Genomic DNA, 16684 nt, shown 5'->3' on the forward strand with positions numbered 1-16684 from the left:
ATCAGCTCTGCTCCTCGGGCAGGCGAACGACGATGCCGTCGAGCTCGTCTGACATGCGAATCTGGCAGCTCAGGCGGCTGTTGGGCAGGCGCTCGCTGACTGTGCTGTCGAGCAGCTCATCTTCGTTCTCGCTGATTTCCGGCAGTTTGCCAAGATAGGCTTCATCGACATAACAGTGGCAGGTTGCGCAGGCGCAGGAGCCGCTGCACTCGCCTTCAATCCCGTCCAGACCGTTCATCAAGGCGCCTTGCATCAGGGTCATGCCATTGGCCAGGTCCAGTTCCGTGGTGTTACCGGCGAAATCGATATAAGTGACTTTGGACATGGTCGTGTCTCCTCAAAGATGGTGCGGTTAGAAGCGCCCCGCAGGGCGCCTTTTGCTGTTTCAGGTATGGATCAGGCTTTGAGCCACAGATGTAACGGGCTGCGGAAGGTGGATGAAGGCATCCACTCGAATTCCTGCTCGACACTGTGAATCGTCGGGTACATCGCCAGGATCTCTTCGACTGCTACCTTGCACGCCAGTCGTGCGATCGCTGTGCCCAGGCAGGCGTGTACGCCGCCACCAAAGCCCAGATGACCTTTGGGTTTACGGCTGAGGTCGTAGACGTCCGGGTTGGGGAACTGGCGATCATCGCGGTTGCCGGAGCCGTAGGCCAGACAGACAAAGTCACCGGGCTTGAGGGTCTGGCCGTGCAGTGTGATCTCTTTCTGGACGCAACGCTTGAAGCGCTGGGCCGAGGTGTTGAAGCGCAGGCTCTCTTCGATGGCGTCCGGAATCCTGGACGGATCTTCCACCAGCGCATCACGCACGTCGGTGAAGTCGGTCAGGTTCTTCATCAGCATGCTCATGAATCCTGAAAGTGACTCGATACCGGCCATAATCAGCGTGGTTACGGTCAGCTGGATCTCGCGATCTTCCAGTTTCTCGCCATCAATCTCGGACAGGATGAACTGGCTCAGAAGGTCCTCGCCCGGATTCTGCTTGCGGATCTCAACCAGCGTATCGGCGTAGTCACGCATCCATTCGAAAGCAGCCAGATGCTCCGGTGATTTGGTACGCGTCACTGGGTCGGATTGCACCATCAGAACCGCTTTTTCACGTACGGTGTCCAGATTGTCCTCGGGCAGGTTGAACAGATACGCGATCAGGTCAACGGTGTAGTTGGCCGAGAAATCTTCAACAAAGTCGAACGGCTGCTTGTCCTTAACCGCCTCAAGGCGAGCGCGCGCCGCTGCATGGGCCGGCTCGATGATATGGTCCAGAGCACGCTTCATCACCGCTTTCTGGATCAGAGCACGCATACGGTCGTGACGGGGCGGATCGGAGGTGCCGAGGGTTGCACCGGCGCGTCCCGGCATCTCGGACATCAGGTTGCCCTTGGCTGAGGAGAAGGTCTCCCAGTCATTCAGGGCCATGACGATATCCTGGTAGCGGGTCAGCACCCACATATTGGCTTCTTCGCTCCAGAAGCAGGGGTACTCATCGCGCAGCGCCTTATACGCAGGGAAGGGGTTGGCGTCGATCTCTGGAGAGAAGGGGTCGAACCTGAACATCGCTTCACCTCGAACGTTGTAGTTATTAATTAACGAGGTTTCATTTTATGAGCGATTCGAATCGATCAGGAATGCATATACAGGCCTATTGCTTGTACAAACAGAACACTTCGCCTGTTTTTTATAAGGTTATTGAGTCGCGTATACCGGGGCGCTTAGGGACGTTCAAGCCGCTGGTAGACCCAGGCTTGGCTGCCATCCGTCAGCTCGATGCTCACCCGTTCATAGCGAATTCCCAGGCGCTCATAACGGTCCAGGCGCAGTAATTCAGGGCGGCTTACCGTAAAGGTTTCTCCCTCCACGGATCTGCCCTGATCTGGTTCCAGATCCAGCCCCGTTTTACGATAGCCCGATAGCCGGGCAGGCTCGGACTCGACCCATTCGCCGATCACCAGCCGACGCACAATCGGTGAGCGCAGGGTGCCATAGACAAACACCTGATGCTCTCCCGGTTCAACGTCGAGCAAATGGGCAGGGCGGGTGTAGCCCCAGGGGCTCAGCAGGGTGAACCAGAGGTAGAACAGCGGCAATACCAGTGTGAATGTCGCCGTTATAGCGAGCACCGAGGGCGATAGGAGTTTAGTCATCATCGCCCCAGTCTCTCAGAAAGGTGCTTTATGTGGAAATGGACTCTTGGGTTCCGGTATGGCTCCAGACCGGAGGATAAACGGGCCTGGGCAAGCGCTGACTGACCTCAGTGGGCTGCAAAGGCCTGATTTATGTAACTGAGCTTGTCATCGTTTCTGTGGTCTTCCTTGAAAAAGTTGATCAGTTTTCTCAGGTCTTCGTCCACTTCACTGCGTGTTTTCTGGCCGGACGCGGTCTCAGAGGCCTGCTCCGCCAGTGTCTCGATCAGCCGTTGGCGAATTTCCGGCCCGTTTTCATCCAGAATCTTCAACACGTCATCGACCCGCTCACCGGCAAGCTCTGTGGCCTGCCAGAAGGCGTCTCTCAACCCGGGTTGGGTCTTTGCTTCCGCGTCAGCCAGCGTGCTCAGGTCATCAACATTGGCGATGGAGGTTGTGCGGTCAAAAAGCGCGTCGTAGGTTTCTTTCAGGGCTGCGTCCGATAGTTCGGTGATGGGGTGTACGTCCTGGCCTAGCCGGTTAAGGTCTTCCACCAGTTGATCACGTTGCTCTGCATCCATATCCGTCAGCCGCATTGTGAGGCGGTTGGTTTGTGCGACATGGGCAGAACTGTCTTCGAGCCGATGGTTCAGCCAACCATCCGTAGTCAGAAAACGGACCATCGCCTCGACATCCCGATGGGCTTGGCCTAAGGACTTTTGCTCGTAGTAGCGGGTCCCGTTCTCAAAGCTCTCTTCTCCCATGCGTGACCTAAACACCAAATCGCGGACCTGCGCGTTATTGCGAAGGTCATTTATTGTTTCCAACGCCTCTTCATGCTTGCTCAGGTCGATCTGTTTACCTGTGTCGGTGATATCGCCCAGTAAGGTTTCAAAGCCGGTCTTGGATATCGCCAGGTAGGCACGCTGATCACTGCGTTCCAACTGCTTCAACCGGTTACCCATCTGCTCGAGCTGTTCGTCATCAAAGCGATAGTTTTCCAGCAGTGAGACCGTATCTTCCATCATCCCGACGATAACCTCATAACCGTTATTGTCGAAATCAAGCACAGACCGGGTTACGCCCGTCGCATCATATTTCATATGAAATTTGCGGGTCGTATCCAGCTCGGACATAAAATCCAGGATGGGGCTTTGTGCTTCCGGGGCGCGACCCTCCAACTGGTCCATCATCCGGCTGCCAAGCGCGTTGTCTCTTCGCAACAAACCCAGCAACTGAGTTTGCTGGTGCTCGTCAAACTGAGCCAGCTGATCTAGCAAGCCGTTGATGTCATCGCTGCCCGAAATGGCTTTATTAAAGTTGAAAAGGTCGTTGGCGGTCGCGCCATCCGTATGGAAACGGCCAATACTCTGGGTATCGTAGGTCAGTTGCGAGGAGGGCCGTCGTACGACCTGTTCAGCATACTTTTCAGCTTTGTCCAATACTCGGCTACGGGTATCGGCATCCATCTCGAATAGTTCGTTAATCAGGCTCGCGACTTCATTGGTGCCGGAGTAGGCGCGGCTTTGATGGGCGCTTTCAACCAGAGGAATCGTTTGCAACGCTGAAGCAATGGCGACGAACTGGCTGAGCTGATCGTCACTCATCTCTTCGGCCAGGTGAATGAAATCGTCATCGAACAGCATCGGATTGTTATCAATCAGCGCGGCCTGTTCGTTCTCTGAAAGGCGGTTCAGGATCGCATCGATGCGTGTGCTTTTGGCGAGGTCCTGTGCCGCCCCGCCTCGATAGGTGCCTTGGTAGACCTTTAGCGACTTATACATCGCATTGTCTTCGGCAGAACTCGATCTACGGGCACTTTCAGAGGGGGCCTTGGTTGCGTGGACTCTTGAGGTTAGGGTGCTGTTCGGGTCGTTTTGGCTGGACCCCGCGGAGCGGGCAGGGCTCACCGGAGCGGGGGGCTGGTAGCGGCTAGAGGCGATTTCCATGTTGTGGCCCTTCATCCAGAAAATACAACGGCATGGCCTCTGTGATCGGCAACCAGGGGAAAAACTTGATTCAAGGTTTCGCTGAGCGAGCGGATCTGAAGTCCTCCAGCGCTCTTATCTACGGCCTGGGAAAAAGTCAGGGGTGGGATGACGGCGCTCGTTAAAGGCTTACGCCGCCGCTGACTTCGAGGGTTGCTCCGTTTACAAAACTGGCTTCATCACTCGCCAGAAAAAGGTAGGCATTGGCCAGTTCGCTTGGCTTGCCGAGTCGTCGTAGCCAGCAGTTGTTTTCAGCCTGGGCCAATAGTTTTTCCGGGATTGTCTTAAGAATGTCGGTTGCCACTGCCCCGGGGACCACGGTGTTGACTCGAATGCCCTTTGGTCCGAGTTCCCGGGCCCATGTCTTGGTCAATCCAATAATACCTGCTTTGGACGCCGCGTAGTTGGCCTGGCCAAAATTGCCATACAGGCCCGCTATGCTGGATGTATTGATGATGGATCCACCGCCCTGATTTATCATGGTTGGCGCAACGGCTTGCGTACAGTTGAATACGCCGTTCAAATTTACCGCGATGACATCGTCAAACTGGTTTTGGGTCATCTTTAGCAAGCTCGCATCCCGAGTGATTCCCGCATTATTGACCAGGATATCGATGCGCCCGTAGTCCGCAAGCACACGGGTTACCATCGAGTCGACCGTCTCGCGGTCAGCTACATTGACTAAAAAGGCTTCCGCTTGACCTCCCTCCGATGTGATTTGGGCCACCGCTCGACTCAGCGCTTCTTCATTATGGTCGCAGAGCATAACGATTGATCCTTCGCTGGCAAATTTTTGCGCCGCAGCAAGCCCAATGCCGCTGGCAGCGCCGGTGATGATAGAGATCTTAGCTTGAAGACGCATGGGTTCCCCTCAATTCAATAACGCTATATCTAATCCTTGCCACAGACCTTCACCGGCGTATCCCCGGAGGTCTGATATGCCAATGAGTAAAATGAGCAAAATGGTTGTTATAACCATCTATTTAAAACTAAACATATACTATTGCAAACAATGGTTGTTTGTAATTACTATGCTCAGGCAGGCCTCGATAGAGAGCATCCGAAGCTCGGGAGGTGCGAGGCCTGTGACAAAATGACAAACACTAAGAATAAAAGGGTCTACTATGTCTACATTCAAGAAACGGCTCACTAAAGGTGTGGCAATCGCTGCCGGTGTGGTTGCTTGCTTCGGTCAAGCTGTGTCAGCCAAAGAACTTCGGCTGGCGCCGGGTGTGCCGCCTGCCCATCCCGCTACTGACCCGCTTTATACGTCTCTGCAAGAAAGCCTGCCCGAAGCGTCGGGTGGTAACCTCAGTGGAAAGCTGCTGGGTCCGGAGATAGCGTCTCTTGGGGATATGCGGACCGGGATCAAGAGTGGTCTGGTTGATATCGGACTTTTCCTGCCTGCTTATTTCCCTGCTGATCTGCCGGAGTTCAACCTGGTCGCGGACATGGCGTTCCTGGGCTCCAACCCCCAGGCCATGGGCGCTGCAATTACCGAGTACATCGTGACCTGTGAAGACTGTCAGGATGAGTTGAAAAAGCTTGGTATCGTCTTTACGTCGGCTCATTCAACAGATATCTACCGGATCCTGAGTAATAAACCGGTGACGGACGTAGACGATTTCAAGGGACTTCGCCTCAGGGTTGGTGGTCCACAGTACTCGCGTTGGGTCGAGTCGATGAACGGTTCTCCGGCAAGTATTCCTGTGGGTGAGCAGTTTGAAGCGCTTTCACAGGGGGTGATCGACGGTACCGTGGCTTCCTCCGCAGATATCGTTTCCTTCCGACTGGATGACGCCATCAAGTACGTTACGGAAATCCCGCTCGGTACTTTCTTTTCCGACATCTCTCACGCCGTCAGCCTCAATACCTGGAAGAGCTTACCGGCGGAAGATCGTCGGGCTCTGATAGAAGTCTCTTCACTGGCCAGCGCAAAGTGCACCAATCGTTGGGCGGTCCTCTCTGATAAGGGTATCAAGATGGCCAGCGATAAAGGTGTAGAGGTAGTGCAGCCTTCACAGGCGCTGTTGGATGCTACTAACGCTTTTGTTGAGCGTGACCTGAAGACAGCGGCAACTCAGGCCAGCGAGCGCTATCAGATCGAGAACGCAGCGGGCAAACTGGAACGCTTCGAGCAGTTGGTGGCGAAGTGGGAACAGATCGCGGCTGATGCCAATAACGACCCGGCTTCTGTTGCGCAAGCGATGAACCAGGAGATTTGGTCGAAGGTCGACTTCAATACCTACGGCCTCTGAAAAATCCAGCCGGAGGTGTGACGGCTTAGCCAGCTTGAGCACACCTCCTCTTCACCTTTTGCAAGGTTGTCGTTATGAACCGACTGCAATGTTGGGTTGATCGTGTTTCTAAAGGGGTCGCTTTGCTAGGTGCCTTGGGTATCCTGGCGATGATGGTGCACATCACATTAGATATCCTCCTGCGGAGCACTATCGAGAGTTCTATACCTGCAACCCAGGAACTGGTAACCCGTTACTACATGGTAACGCTGGCGTTGCTTCCTCTGGCCTGGGTCGAACGTAACCGGACCATGATCTTCGTAGAGGCTTTTAGTGGTTTTTATGGCCCGAAAGGTCGGCTTTATATGGATTGTGGCGTTGCTCTGTTTTGTGCCGTGATCTATGGCATTCTGACTGTTGCTACCTGGGAAAAGGCAATGGAGCAGTATGAGATTGGCTCCTACGTAATGTCATTGAATTTCCCGATGCCGGTTTGGCCGACGTATCTCATTTTGCCGGTCGCCTTCGGATTATCAACTCTGGTGACGCTGGCGCGGTTCCCATTGTTGTTTGCCCAGAATCGAGAGGAGTAACCGGATAATGGGTATTGAAATCGGGTTTGCCGGCCTGGCAATCCTTATCGTTCTTCTGGTGTTGCGGACGCCGATAGCTATCGCACTGGTTGCTGTATCTTTGGGTGGAATAAGCCTCATGTTTGGCTGGGATACCGCCATCAGCTTACTCGCATCCAAGCCCTATGAGTTTGTATCCAAGTGGACCTTGAGCGCGGTCCCTATGTTTTTGCTCATGGGGTTTATTTGCTATCACTCCGGGCTTACATCCGGTCTTTTTAATGCCGCCAAGGTGTTTTTCAGATGGTTGCCGGGTGGTATTGCCATATCCAGCGTTTTCGCGAGTTCAGGTTTTGCTGCCGTCTGTGGGTCCAGCGTCGCCTGTGCCGCAGCGATGGGGCGTATCGCGATACCCGAGATGGTCAAGGGCGGATATCGGCCCAGCTTTGCCTGCGGGACTATCGCCGCCGGTGGTACTATCGGTGCCCTGATCCCCCCCAGCATTCTTATGATTGTCTATGGTGTCTTCGCGCAGGTTTCCATTACGCAGGTGTTTCTTGGTGGTATAACAATCGGGTTGTTAACCGCGATCAGCTATGCGCTGATTATTTTAGGTGTCAGCTGGGCCCGGCCGGACATCGTGCCTCGTGTGGCCAAAGATATTGAAAATACCAGTGCGGCTAAAGCGCTGTTCGACGTCTGGCCGGTGATCTTGTTGGTCGTACTTGTCTTTGGCGGCATGTTCGGCGGCTTCTTTACAGCGACAGAAGCGGGTGCTGTGGGTGCTTCGGGTGCGCTGCTTCTTTCGGTTTCGCTGCGTAAGCTGGATTGGGCGAAAGCCAAATCCGCGCTCTTGGAGACTCTGGCAACCACGTCTTCATTGCTGATTATAGGGATCGGCGCCAGCATGTTTACGCTGTTCCTGAGTCTCAGTGGCATCGCCGATGTACTGACTTCCGCTGTTTCAGGCAGTAATCTCTCTTATGTGGAGCTAATGCTCGTTGTTGTCGTCATGTATCTCCTCTTGGGTCTTTTTATGGAGCCATTTGGAGCAATGCTGGTGACACTGCCGGTATTATTGCCAATTTTTGAACTTTATGACGTTAGTTTGATTTGGTTTGGTGTTCTGCTTGTCAAACTACTGGAAATTGGCATGATAACGCCGCCTGTTGGGATGAATATATTCGTTATTAGAGGCGTTGCCGGGCAATATGCGTCACTGGTTGATATTTTTAAGGGAGTGGCCACTTTCTTGGTTGCTGACTTGGTCGTGGTTGCATTGATTATAGCGTTTCCGAGTATCGTTATGATTATGGCAGATGGCTAGTTTATCTAATATCGTATAAATATTTTTAAATGCAGGTGTTCAACTGTTTTTGTGCAATGGTTGTCGCCTGCATTTAGTTACGTTTGTTTGATTGCCCCGGAAAAAAGGGCGGACCAAACTCCATCCTGATCCTATCGCTGCGGATCGACTGACTCCGCGGCCGCATCCTGTCTCTCTGCGTGCTGGTTCCGCATCCAGTGCAAGTCTCCGTTTTTGATCATTTACTTCCACTGTCAATATTCTACCGGCTAGCTTCCAGTATCCATGCATATATTTTATCAGGTCTATTGATTTTTTGAACTGGATATAAGTTTTTGTTGACTCGGTTTTAAATGGCATGAATAGAGCGCAGTGTAGATTTTAATTTATCCGTAAAGTTCATTCGGTGTACAGACTTTACACTATATGTATATCAGTTTTATTGAAGCTTTGAGATATTGGTTTCGAAGTTAAAACGATAATAATGAGGGCCAATAAATGATGATTAAAAATAAACTGGCACTGGCAGTGATGGTTGCTGGGATATCTACGCAGGTATCGGCTGTTGAGCTGGGAGAGTTTAACGGAACCACGTTCAGCGTTGGCGGTTATATTAAGGGCGAAGCTATAATCGACCGTCCCGATGACGTGGCTAAGACAGCATATGGGGATGATGATTCCTTCGATTCAACTGCGCGCCAGTCTCGCGTCAACTTTAAAGCGAGCAAATCCGTAGAGGGTCATAAGCTAACGGGTTTTGTGGAAGGTGACTTCTATGGCAGTGGGTCAACCAGCTATGACTGGCGTCTGCGGCACGCTTACATGCAGGTTGATAATCTGACAGTCGGTCAGACTTGGAATGGTCAATTCTGGACTAACGCGCCGTTTGACGTCGAGATCCTGGATTTCTTCGGCACAGGTGTCGGTAGCTTCGCCGGCAGCGGTGCTGTCGTTCGTCCTGATCTGGTTGTGCATTATACGACGGGCGGATTCCGTTTTACCGCGCAGGATCCGCTGTATGCTGATGCAGATATCCCTGATCTCGTGGCAGCTTACACCTATCGCGCGAAGTCTGGACATGCAGTGAACATCGCTGTGTCTGGACGTGAAGTGGAAACTGACCCGGCTGCGAGTGACTCGGAATTTGGTGTGAGCCTTCAGCTGAGTGGTAAATTTAAGTTTGGCAACACAAGCGTTGCGGCGGGTGCCTTCAGTGGTGAAGGTGGTGCTGTCTATGCGGGCTGGGGTGATGATGTGGATGCATCGAACGACCTGACGACGACTACAGGTTTTTACGCCGGCATTAGCCAGAAGTTCTCTCCCAAGCTTCGCGGCAACCTGCGTTATGGCCAGGTGGAGTCCGATGAAATCGTGCGTGAAGGTGAAGACACTGTACGCATGACCAACGTGAACCTCATCTATACTTACGTACCGGGGCTGGATTTCGGTATTGAGTGGCGTGACCGCAGTGCAACGACCATTCCGACAGGGCTGCGTACAGCCGGTCAGCAGATCGAGGTCATGGCGATGTATAAGTTCTGATTGGAAACGCGATAAGAGAAAACCCGGGCCCCCCTTCCCCGGGTTTTCTTTTGTGTGGGTTCGGCTAATGATCAGGCTGTCGTTCGAGACACTCGATACTCAGGCACAGCGTCCCAGCCGGCGCAGGGTCTGAGAGGGGAGCTCTCCTATGTGGTCGCGGTATTGAGCGGAGAACCGACCCAGGTTGGAAAAACCGTATCTGAGGGCAATTTCAGTGACGTTGCGAACCGCAAGGTTCTGACTGAGCTCGGAGTAGATCATCTCGAGCTTAAGCTGACGGATATAGGTGGAGGGCGTCACGTTCAGCTCCTTTTCCAACAGGTTATAGAGCGACTTGCGGCTTATACGGCAGTGGCGGGCGATGCTATCGATAGAGAGGTCTCCGCAGATATGCTCGATTACATAGTTGCGAACCTGCTCAATCTGTAAGCGTTCATTCCACGACGTAGTTGACCTACTTCACATCCCTTAGGGGTCTTAATAGCTCGGGCGATACCTTATATTGCTTGCTGCCGTCCTCCGCCAACACGATCACGCTCTTGCGGTTGATCTTGGTAACGACCCCCATCAATGGACCTTCCCGGCTCTCAAAGGTCACTTTCAGGCCCACACGCAACTGGCTCAGCGCCTGGAGCGTTTCCCGGTCCTGTAGCTCATCGATTCGCTGGCAGATGACTTTGTTCAGTTCCAGCAACTGATCGATACTCATATCTTCAATGCGCATGAACGGGGGTCTCCAGTGGGTTGTCCTGGCGAGCAGGATGACGTGGGTCGATCAGCGCCCGCAACGGGTTCTCGGCGAACCGGGTTTTCCAGATCCGTGGCGTCAGGTCTGCCACGTCGCGGGCCGGATGTCGGCTGACGCGTTGCAGCACGTCCACGAGGTAGGTGTAGGGATTCACATCGTGCAGTTTGCAGGTACTGATCAGGCTCTGTATGAGCCCTAGATGTTCCGCGCCGAGTTCGGTCCAGCAGAACATCCAGTTTTTTTTGCCCATGGGAATGGGCCGTAGGGCGCGTTCCAGATGGTTGGTATCTGGCTGCACGTCGGGGTTTTCCAGGAATACGGTCAGGCTCGCTTCGCGGCTGAGTACGTAGTTCAGGGCCTTGGTCAACGGGTCACTGGGTACCAGCCCGCCTTGTGACAGCTGATCCCGACACCACTGGAAGAAGTCACTGACGACTGGCTTTGAGTGCTTCAACCGGTAATGGTGTTTGCTCTCGCTAGTCAGCCCTTGAGCTTTGATAGCCTCTTCATTCTGGTACAGCACTGCGATCCGTTGCAGGGCCTCGGTGACGGTTTCCGGATGATCCTTTTGCGCCTCGATAAAATAACGACGGCTGTGCACCCAGCACTGGGCATGGGTGATGTTCTCCTGAGCGGCGGCATAGCGGGCATAGGCCGCATAGCCATCACTGATCAGGGTACCGCTGAACGATTCGCTGAGCACCGCTTCGATATGGCCGCGCCCACGGCTGTTCGAGTAGGTGAACACCACTTCGTCGGCATCACCGTATAACGGCCAGAACCAGCCGGATTTCATCCTGCCTTTTTGCGGGCCTGCCCGTCGCTGGTGACCGGCCTTGATGGGCGTTTCATCCATGGCCAGCACCCGGCTTCGCAGCACGTTTCGGGTCTGGGCATCCACAATGGGGCGCAGCAGGTCGATGGCGCGTTTGACCAGGTTAGTCAGGGTGCTGCGACTGACGGTCACGCCGGCTTGCTGCATGCGCTGGTGCTGGCGGTACAGCGGCAGGTGGAACTGGAACTTGTCCACCAGTAAACCCGCCAGCAGACTGACGTCGGCCAGGCTGTTGTCCAGCACGTTGAACGGCGCCGGCGTTGTCTCCGGCCTCGCGGTTCCCTTACGCCGGAACACCGGGCGCTCCAGCTTGAGTACTACATAGCTGGAGGCCCGCTGAGCCAGCCGGTAGGTGGTCTTGCTGCCGATCACTTCGTATTGATCGGCCTCCGGGCCGGTCAGCTCCGGTGGCAGGTGTTCAATGACTTCCACCGGCACATCGGCGCTAAAGCGAAGGCCGGTATCGTTCAGGCAGTCGTCGCTCCGCTGCTTCCCGCCGGTGCCACGCTGATAGGCCTTGATGATGCGTTTTTCTTCACCCGCAGGCTGCTCTGGCGCTTCACCCGCAGGCTGCTCTGGCGCTTCACCTGACTGGAACAGGCTGTCCTGTTCTGGCAGGTCATACACCTGCTTCTCGGATTTGGGGCCGAACAGCTGCTTCTTGAACCAGTCCAGCTGCCGCTGCATGACCTGAAGCTGCTCCCGCAGCAACGCATTCTCCCCGGCCAGAGCCGAGTAAGAGGGCGCAGTGGAATGGGGAGCGGAAGCCGTTGAATTCATAGCCGATATTATACCGGAAGTCCGCCTTCTACAGGCCTCGAAAACGCTTGAACTGGCGGTATTTCTGCACCTCGATACCATCGATCAGCAGTTGCAGATCCGTCAGGGTCAGGGCCCGCTGACCGGAGGCGGATAACGGCACCCGGAACTGTCCCTGTTCCAGACGCTTGGCCCATAGGCAATACCCAGTGGCGGTAAAATACAGCATCTTCATCTGGGTCTTGCGACGATTGACGAAAACAAAATACTGACCGCTGAGTGGGTCGTGCTTCAACTGATTTCGGACCAGGGCACTCAGGCCCCGGAACGACTTGCGCATGTCGGTGGGCTCGGTACACAGCCAGATGCACGCCTGGCTATCGAGCCCGATCATCCGTTCTGACTCAGCCGCAGTTCGACGCCGTTGCCGAGGCTGAGCACAATGTTCCAGCTTGGGCCGGAAGATGGAGAGTTGCCCATCAACGATGAGAGATCCAGAAAACCGGCTTCACCGGAACCTGACGACTCATCAGTCGACGGATTGGACAGGCGCTTTCGCCAGTTGCAGAAACTGGCATAGCCAATGTTCTCTTGTTTACAGAATTGGTAAGCTGACAGACCGCTGCTGCGCTGCTGATCAACCAGGGCCTTCCACTGCTCTGGCGTACGGTGCTTTCTCATGGGGGTAACCTCGCGTTGAAAAATGTGAGGCTACTCTAGGGCGAATTTCAGCGCCGTGGCAGAACGTCGTGGAATGAACGCTTACCTCAATCTGATGGTTCTGGAGTGATGATGCGCGGTGTTGGACGCAGAGGTTACTGTCGAAAATTTCCAGAATGCCACCCGCCAGTAGTTTACCGTAATAGAGGGACATGCGGTCTGCACCGGTCGAGTGCTTTAACGTGGAAATGTCATTAATAAGGTTATGAAGGCTTGTGGAGCTGGAGTAGGGAAGCGCCTGGTGAGTAAAACAGATTGGGTTGTTATGGCTCAGATACCCAAACTCGCGAGAAACATCACGCAGAAACTCACCCGGGATTTTTATGATGAGCTTGGTGCAGTCTGCTGAGTAGAGCATGCTTGACTCTTGCCCGGGGGAGAGGACGATAGAGTCGCCTCGCTCCAGCTGGAGGCCCTGATCCGCGATGTTCCATCTACAGGTTCCCGATAGAATAACCTGCAGATGGTATATGTCGTCCATAGGTGGTACGCGAACGTCCAGAGAATGACCATAACCGTGCTCAGAGACTTCGAGCAGCCCAAACCTTCGGTAGCGTATTTGAGCCGATTTGAGTTGGTTGGATGGGGTCACAAGTCGGTGGTTCCCGAGCCTTTGTTTCATGAACTCGGACACTTCGCAGGCGTAGGCCCCTCTGAGTGAATAATCACAGGCTGTTAGATGAAATGGCATTTTGATTCCCGCTTATTTTTATAATAATTAAATGCTTGTTATCGGTCTTTCTTATCTTTGCGATACAAATCCAATTTTATGGTCCGGATGAGTAGCAACAACTGATTAGTTGATTCGATTTTTCACCAACCTATTACATATTGGGATAGTTCGGGCCGCCGCCCCCTTCAGGCACCACCCAGGTGATGTTCTGCGCCGGATCCTTGATATCGCAGGTTTTACAGTGCACACAGTTCTGCGCATTGATCTGGAACTTGGGCCCGGCTTCCTCTTCCACGACCTCATACACCCCGGCCGGACAGTATCGCTGCGCAGGCTCGGCATAGGTAGGCAGGTTCTTGCTGACCGGTATCGTCGGATCAGCCAGTTTCAGGTGGCAGGGCTGATCTTCCTCATGGTTGGTGTTGGAGATAAACACCGAGGAGAGCTTATCGAAGCTGAGCGTGCCATCCGGTTTCGGGTAGTCGATCTTGGTGCACTGATCCGCCGGTTTCATCTGAGCATAGTCCGGCTTGTCATCATGCAGGGTGATCGGCAGCTTGCCGCCGAACAGATTCTGATCGACAAAATTGAACGCCCCGCCCAGGATCGGTCCGAATTTGTGCATGGCCGGACCAAAGTTACGGGAGCGGAACAACTCATCGTAGACCCAGGAATTCTTGAACTTATCGGCAAAGCTTGTCAGTTCAGTGCCGCCTTCACTGCCGCCCTGAATCGCCTCAAACACCGCTTCCGCCGCCAGCATGCCGGATTTCATCGCGGTATGGGTGCCCTTGATCTTGGCAAAGTTCAGCGTCCCGGCATCACACCCGATCACTAGTCCACCGGGGAAGGTCATCTTGGGCAGGGCGTTGAAGCCGCCCTTGGTGATGGCGCGCGCACCATAGGCCACCCGGCTGCCGCCCTCCAGATGCTGGGACAGCACCGGATGGTGTTTGAGACGCTGGAACTCATCGAAGGGGCTGAGCCAGGGGTTGGTGTAGTTCAGATCCACAATCAAACCGACCACCGCCTGGTTGTTCTCCAGGTGATAGAGGAAGAACCCGCCGGTCGTATCGCCGTCAAGCGGCCAGCCGGAGCCATGCACCACAAGCCCGGGCTGATGCTTGGCCGGATCGATATCCCAGAGCTCCTTGATGCCGATGCCGTAGTGCTGGGCATCGGCTTCAGTGTCGAGCTTGAACTGACTGATCAACTGCTTACCCAGGTGTCCGCGGCAGCCTTCGGCAAAGAGGGTGTACTTGGCGTGCAGCTCCATCCCCTCCATATAGTTGGGACCCTGCTCGCCTTCAGCGGTGACGCCCATATCACCGGTGGCAATACCCTTAACACTGCCGTCTTCGTTGTACAGCACTTCCGCCGCTGCAAAACCAGGGAAGATCTCTACGCCCAGCCCTTCAGCTTGCTCCGCCAGCCAGCGGGTAAGATTACCCAGACTGACCACGTAGTTGTTCAGGCCATGGCCGGTGTTGTGCATGGTCTTGGGGATCAGGGCGTTGGGCAGTTTCTTGGCGGCGCTGTCGCTCTTGAGCAGATAGAGCTCATCGGCGGTAACCGGGGTATTCAGCGGAGCGCGACTCTCCACAGGAGCGTCTTTCCAGTTGGGAAATAGCTCATCCAAGGCACGGGATTCGATCACCGCACCGGAGAGGATATGCGCGCCCACCTCGGAGCCTTTCTCGACCACACAAACGGTCAGTTCCTGCTCGGCCTCCTGGGCCTGCTGCATCAGCCGGCAGGCAGCGGACAGGCCGGAGGGCCCGGCTCCGACGATAACGACATCAAATTCCATGGATTCGCGCATATATACCTCGTTGTTATTCCTCGCACCCCAGTAAAATCGGGCATGCTGAGTCCGGGGGTTCTGGGTAATTCGCCGAAAGGGGCAGGTCTTTCCGGCCCCCGTTTTCGCCGGGTGGCGAGTCAAGGGACTTGTGCGGACAAGTCCCTTAACAATCCCAAACCGCCCCTGTCGTTGGGTCGGCTACGCCGACTCCCCTGTGCGTCTCAGCTGTCAGCGCGGTGCCGGAAACTCGGCTTCGCCTCAAACATCCGGCCCCTTTACCGCTGCCAGCCTGCGATGCTCGGCTGCACGGAAGGGGGAGTGCCGACGGTACCGGTCTCCAAAAAGCTTACAGGCTTCAATCAGAGCTTCGCCTCCAACTCCGGCAACACCGTAAACAGATCCCCCACCAGTCCGTAATCGGCGACCTGGAAGATCGGGGCTTCCTCGTCCTTGTTGATCGCCACGATCACCTTGGACTCTTTCATCCCCGCCAGATGCTGAATCGCACCGGAGATACCGACCGCGATATAGAGCTCAGGCGCTACGATCTTACCGGTCTGGCCCACTTGAAGGTCGTTGCTCACAAAACCGGCATCCACCGCCGCACGGGAAGCACCGATGGCGGCACCCAGTTTATCGGCCACTTTTTCCAGCAGGGCAAAGTTCTCGCCGTTACCCATGCCCCGACCACCGGAGATGACGACACGAGCCGCGGTCAGGTCGGGCCGGTCGGATTTGACCAGCTCTTCACCGACAAAGCTCGAGGTGCCCGCATCACAGGCGGTAGCCAGTGTTTCCACGGCAGCACTGCCACCCTCGGCCGCAGCCTTGTCGAACGCCGAGGTGCGCACGGTGATCACTTTGATCGCATCCTGCGACTGCACGGTGGCGATGGCGTTACCGGCGTAGATTGGGCGCTTGAAGGTATCGGCGGACTCAACGGTGATAATTTCGCTGAGCTGACCCACATCCAGCAGGGCCGCTACGCGGGGCATGTAGTCTTTGCTGGTGGTGCTGGCCGGGGCGATCACATGGCTGTAGTTACCCGCCAGCTCAGCGATCAGGGCACTCAGATTTTCCGCCAGGCCATGTTCGTAGACGGCGTTATCCGCCAGCAGCACCTTAGACACACCCGCCGCGTTGGCAGCCTCATCGGCCACGGACGGGCAACCGCTACCGGCGACCAGCAGGGTGATATCACCACCGACTTCGGTGGCAGCGGTCAGGGCGCTGAGGGTGGCCGGGTTCAGGGCCTGATTGTTGTGTTCGGCTATCAGTAAAATGCTCATCCCAACCCCCTTAGAGTACCTTGGCTTCGTTCTGGAGCTTGTCGACCAGCGCATCCACGCTGTCCACCTTGATACCGGCCTGGCGCTG

17 protein-coding genes are annotated in these 16684 nt (G+C 55.0%); 4 read left to right on the forward strand and 13 right to left on the reverse strand.

What is annotated here, in order from left to right; translation table 11 throughout:
• Position 1 precedes the first annotated feature (1 nt).
• From G403_RS0118220 to G403_RS0118245, 5 genes are all read right to left on the reverse strand, one after another.
• The gene (locus G403_RS0118220) at positions 2-325 is read right to left on the reverse strand and encodes a 2Fe-2S iron-sulfur cluster-binding protein (RefSeq protein WP_027855255.1); all 324 of its coding nucleotides are present in this window, start codon (positions 323-325) and stop codon (positions 2-4) included.
• Positions 326-396: 71 nt separating this feature from the next.
• Positions 397-1557: a cytochrome P450 gene (locus tag G403_RS0118225; protein WP_027855256.1), complete on the reverse strand. Its 1161-nt coding sequence runs from the start codon at positions 1555-1557 to the stop codon at positions 397-399.
• 155 nt (positions 1558-1712) lie between these two features.
• Positions 1713-2147: a gamma-glutamylcyclotransferase family protein gene (locus G403_RS23890; RefSeq protein WP_245578396.1), complete on the reverse strand. Its 435-nt coding sequence runs from the start codon at positions 2145-2147 to the stop codon at positions 1713-1715.
• 104 nt (positions 2148-2251) lie between these two features.
• A complete protein-coding gene (locus G403_RS0118235; RefSeq protein ID WP_245578397.1) occupies positions 2252-3907 on the reverse strand; it encodes a hypothetical protein in 1656 nt (551 codons plus the stop codon).
• A gap of 325 nt (positions 3908-4232) precedes the next feature.
• Positions 4233-4973: a beta-ketoacyl-ACP reductase gene (locus tag G403_RS0118245; protein WP_027855258.1), complete on the reverse strand. Its 741-nt coding sequence runs from the start codon at positions 4971-4973 to the stop codon at positions 4233-4235.
• Positions 4974-5235: 262 nt separating this feature from the next.
• On the opposite strand from G403_RS0118245, the gene G403_RS0118255 reads away from it, so the two are divergent.
• The 4 genes from G403_RS0118255 (at position 5236) to G403_RS0118270 (ending at position 9768) form a co-directional block, all read left to right on the forward strand.
• Positions 5236-6369, forward strand: coding sequence for a C4-dicarboxylate TRAP transporter substrate-binding protein (locus tag G403_RS0118255; RefSeq protein ID WP_027855259.1), 1134 nt, complete (start codon positions 5236-5238; stop codon positions 6367-6369).
• A 74-nt stretch (positions 6370-6443) separates the two neighbouring features.
• Positions 6444-6941, forward strand: a complete 498-nt coding sequence (locus tag G403_RS0118260; RefSeq protein WP_027855260.1) for a TRAP transporter small permease — start codon at positions 6444-6446, stop codon at positions 6939-6941.
• A gap of 7 nt (positions 6942-6948) precedes the next feature.
• Positions 6949-8247 (forward strand): TRAP transporter large permease, encoded by a 1299-nt coding sequence (locus tag G403_RS0118265; RefSeq protein ID WP_027855261.1) that lies wholly within the window; start codon positions 6949-6951, stop codon positions 8245-8247.
• Between the two features lie 477 nt (positions 8248-8724).
• On the forward strand, positions 8725-9768 hold the full coding sequence (locus G403_RS0118270; RefSeq protein ID WP_027855262.1) for a hypothetical protein: 1044 nt from the start codon (positions 8725-8727) through the stop codon (positions 9766-9768).
• Positions 9769-9867: 99 nt separating this feature from the next.
• Here the strand turns inward: G403_RS0118270 and G403_RS25085 are convergent, their stop codons facing one another.
• The 8 genes from G403_RS25085 to G403_RS0118305 all read right to left on the reverse strand — a co-directional run bounded on the left by G403_RS25085 (position 9868) and on the right by G403_RS0118305 (position 16596).
• Positions 9868-10191, reverse strand: a complete 324-nt coding sequence (locus G403_RS25085; RefSeq protein WP_084404108.1) for a helix-turn-helix domain-containing protein — start codon at positions 10189-10191, stop codon at positions 9868-9870.
• Positions 10192-10222: 31 nt separating this feature from the next.
• Positions 10223-10492 carry a hypothetical protein gene (locus tag G403_RS0118280; RefSeq protein WP_027855264.1) on the reverse strand — a complete coding sequence of 90 codons (270 nt, stop codon included), beginning with the start codon at positions 10490-10492 and terminating at the stop codon, positions 10223-10225.
• Complete coding sequence (gene tnpC, locus G403_RS0118285) at positions 10482-12131, reverse strand: IS66 family transposase (RefSeq protein WP_027855265.1); 1650 nt, start codon at positions 12129-12131, stop codon at positions 10482-10484. Before tnpC ends, G403_RS0118280 begins: the two co-directional genes overlap by 11 nt.
• Positions 12132-12159: 28 nt before the next feature.
• The gene (tnpB, locus tag G403_RS0118290) at positions 12160-12504 is read right to left on the reverse strand and encodes an IS66 family insertion sequence element accessory protein TnpB (protein ID WP_027855266.1); all 345 of its coding nucleotides are present in this window, start codon (positions 12502-12504) and stop codon (positions 12160-12162) included.
• The gene (tnpA, locus tag G403_RS0118295; protein ID WP_027855267.1) at positions 12501-12791 is read right to left on the reverse strand and encodes an IS66 family insertion sequence element accessory protein TnpA; all 291 of its coding nucleotides are present in this window, start codon (positions 12789-12791) and stop codon (positions 12501-12503) included. The genes tnpB and tnpA overlap by 4 nt, the downstream gene beginning before the upstream one ends.
• Positions 12748-13521, reverse strand: a complete 774-nt coding sequence (locus G403_RS25900) for a cupin domain-containing protein (protein WP_084404109.1) — start codon at positions 13519-13521, stop codon at positions 12748-12750. Before G403_RS25900 ends, tnpA begins: the two co-directional genes overlap by 44 nt.
• Before the next feature lie 133 nt (positions 13522-13654).
• On the reverse strand, positions 13655-15325 hold the full coding sequence (locus G403_RS0118300) for an electron transfer flavoprotein-ubiquinone oxidoreductase (protein WP_036234492.1): 1671 nt from the start codon (positions 15323-15325) through the stop codon (positions 13655-13657).
• Positions 15326-15666: 341 nt separating this feature from the next.
• Positions 15667-16596, reverse strand: coding sequence for an electron transfer flavoprotein subunit alpha/FixB family protein (locus G403_RS0118305; RefSeq protein WP_027855269.1), 930 nt, complete (start codon positions 16594-16596; stop codon positions 15667-15669).
• Positions 16597-16684: the final 88 nt, after the last annotated feature.

Origin of the sequence: Marinobacterium litorale DSM 23545 (assembly GCF_000428985.1) — a bacterium.
GTDB lineage: Bacteria > Pseudomonadota > Gammaproteobacteria > Pseudomonadales > Balneatricaceae > Marinobacterium_D > Marinobacterium_D litorale.

Bases quoted from the DNA above. Each gene is read 5' to 3' on its own strand.
- G403_RS0118220 (WP_027855255.1), bottom strand. From the start codon at position 325: ATGTCCAAAGTCACTTATATCGATTTCGCCGGTAACACCACGGAACTG.
- G403_RS0118225 (WP_027855256.1), bottom strand. From the start codon at position 1,557: ATGTTCAGGTTCGACCCCTTCTCTCCAGAGATCGACGCCAACCCCTTC.
- G403_RS23890 (WP_245578396.1), bottom strand. From the start codon at position 2,147: ATGATGACTAAACTCCTATCGCCCTCGGTGCTCGCTATAACGGCGACA.
- G403_RS0118235 (WP_245578397.1), bottom strand. From the start codon at position 3,907: ATGTATAAGTCGCTAAAGGTCTACCAAGGCACCTATCGAGGCGGGGCG.
- G403_RS0118245 (WP_027855258.1), bottom strand. From the start codon at position 4,973: ATGCGTCTTCAAGCTAAGATCTCTATCATCACCGGCGCTGCCAGCGGC.
- G403_RS0118255 (WP_027855259.1), top strand. From the start codon at position 5,236: ATGTCTACATTCAAGAAACGGCTCACTAAAGGTGTGGCAATCGCTGCC.
- G403_RS0118260 (WP_027855260.1), top strand. From the start codon at position 6,444: ATGAACCGACTGCAATGTTGGGTTGATCGTGTTTCTAAAGGGGTCGCT.
- G403_RS0118265 (WP_027855261.1), top strand. From the start codon at position 6,949: ATGGGTATTGAAATCGGGTTTGCCGGCCTGGCAATCCTTATCGTTCTT.
- G403_RS0118270 (WP_027855262.1), top strand. From the start codon at position 8,725: ATGATGATTAAAAATAAACTGGCACTGGCAGTGATGGTTGCTGGGATA.
- G403_RS0118280 (WP_027855264.1), bottom strand. From the start codon at position 10,492: ATGCGCATTGAAGATATGAGTATCGATCAGTTGCTGGAACTGAACAAA.
- tnpC (WP_027855265.1), bottom strand. From the start codon at position 12,131: ATGAATTCAACGGCTTCCGCTCCCCATTCCACTGCGCCCTCTTACTCG.
- tnpB (WP_027855266.1), bottom strand. From the start codon at position 12,504: ATGATCGGGCTCGATAGCCAGGCGTGCATCTGGCTGTGTACCGAGCCC.
- tnpA (WP_027855267.1), bottom strand. From the start codon at position 12,791: ATGAGAAAGCACCGTACGCCAGAGCAGTGGAAGGCCCTGGTTGATCAG.
- G403_RS25900 (WP_084404109.1), bottom strand. From the start codon at position 13,521: ATGCCATTTCATCTAACAGCCTGTGATTATTCACTCAGAGGGGCCTAC.
- G403_RS0118300 (WP_036234492.1), bottom strand. From the start codon at position 15,325: ATGCGCGAATCCATGGAATTTGATGTCGTTATCGTCGGAGCCGGGCCC.
- G403_RS0118305 (WP_027855269.1), bottom strand. From the start codon at position 16,596: ATGAGCATTTTACTGATAGCCGAACACAACAATCAGGCCCTGAACCCG.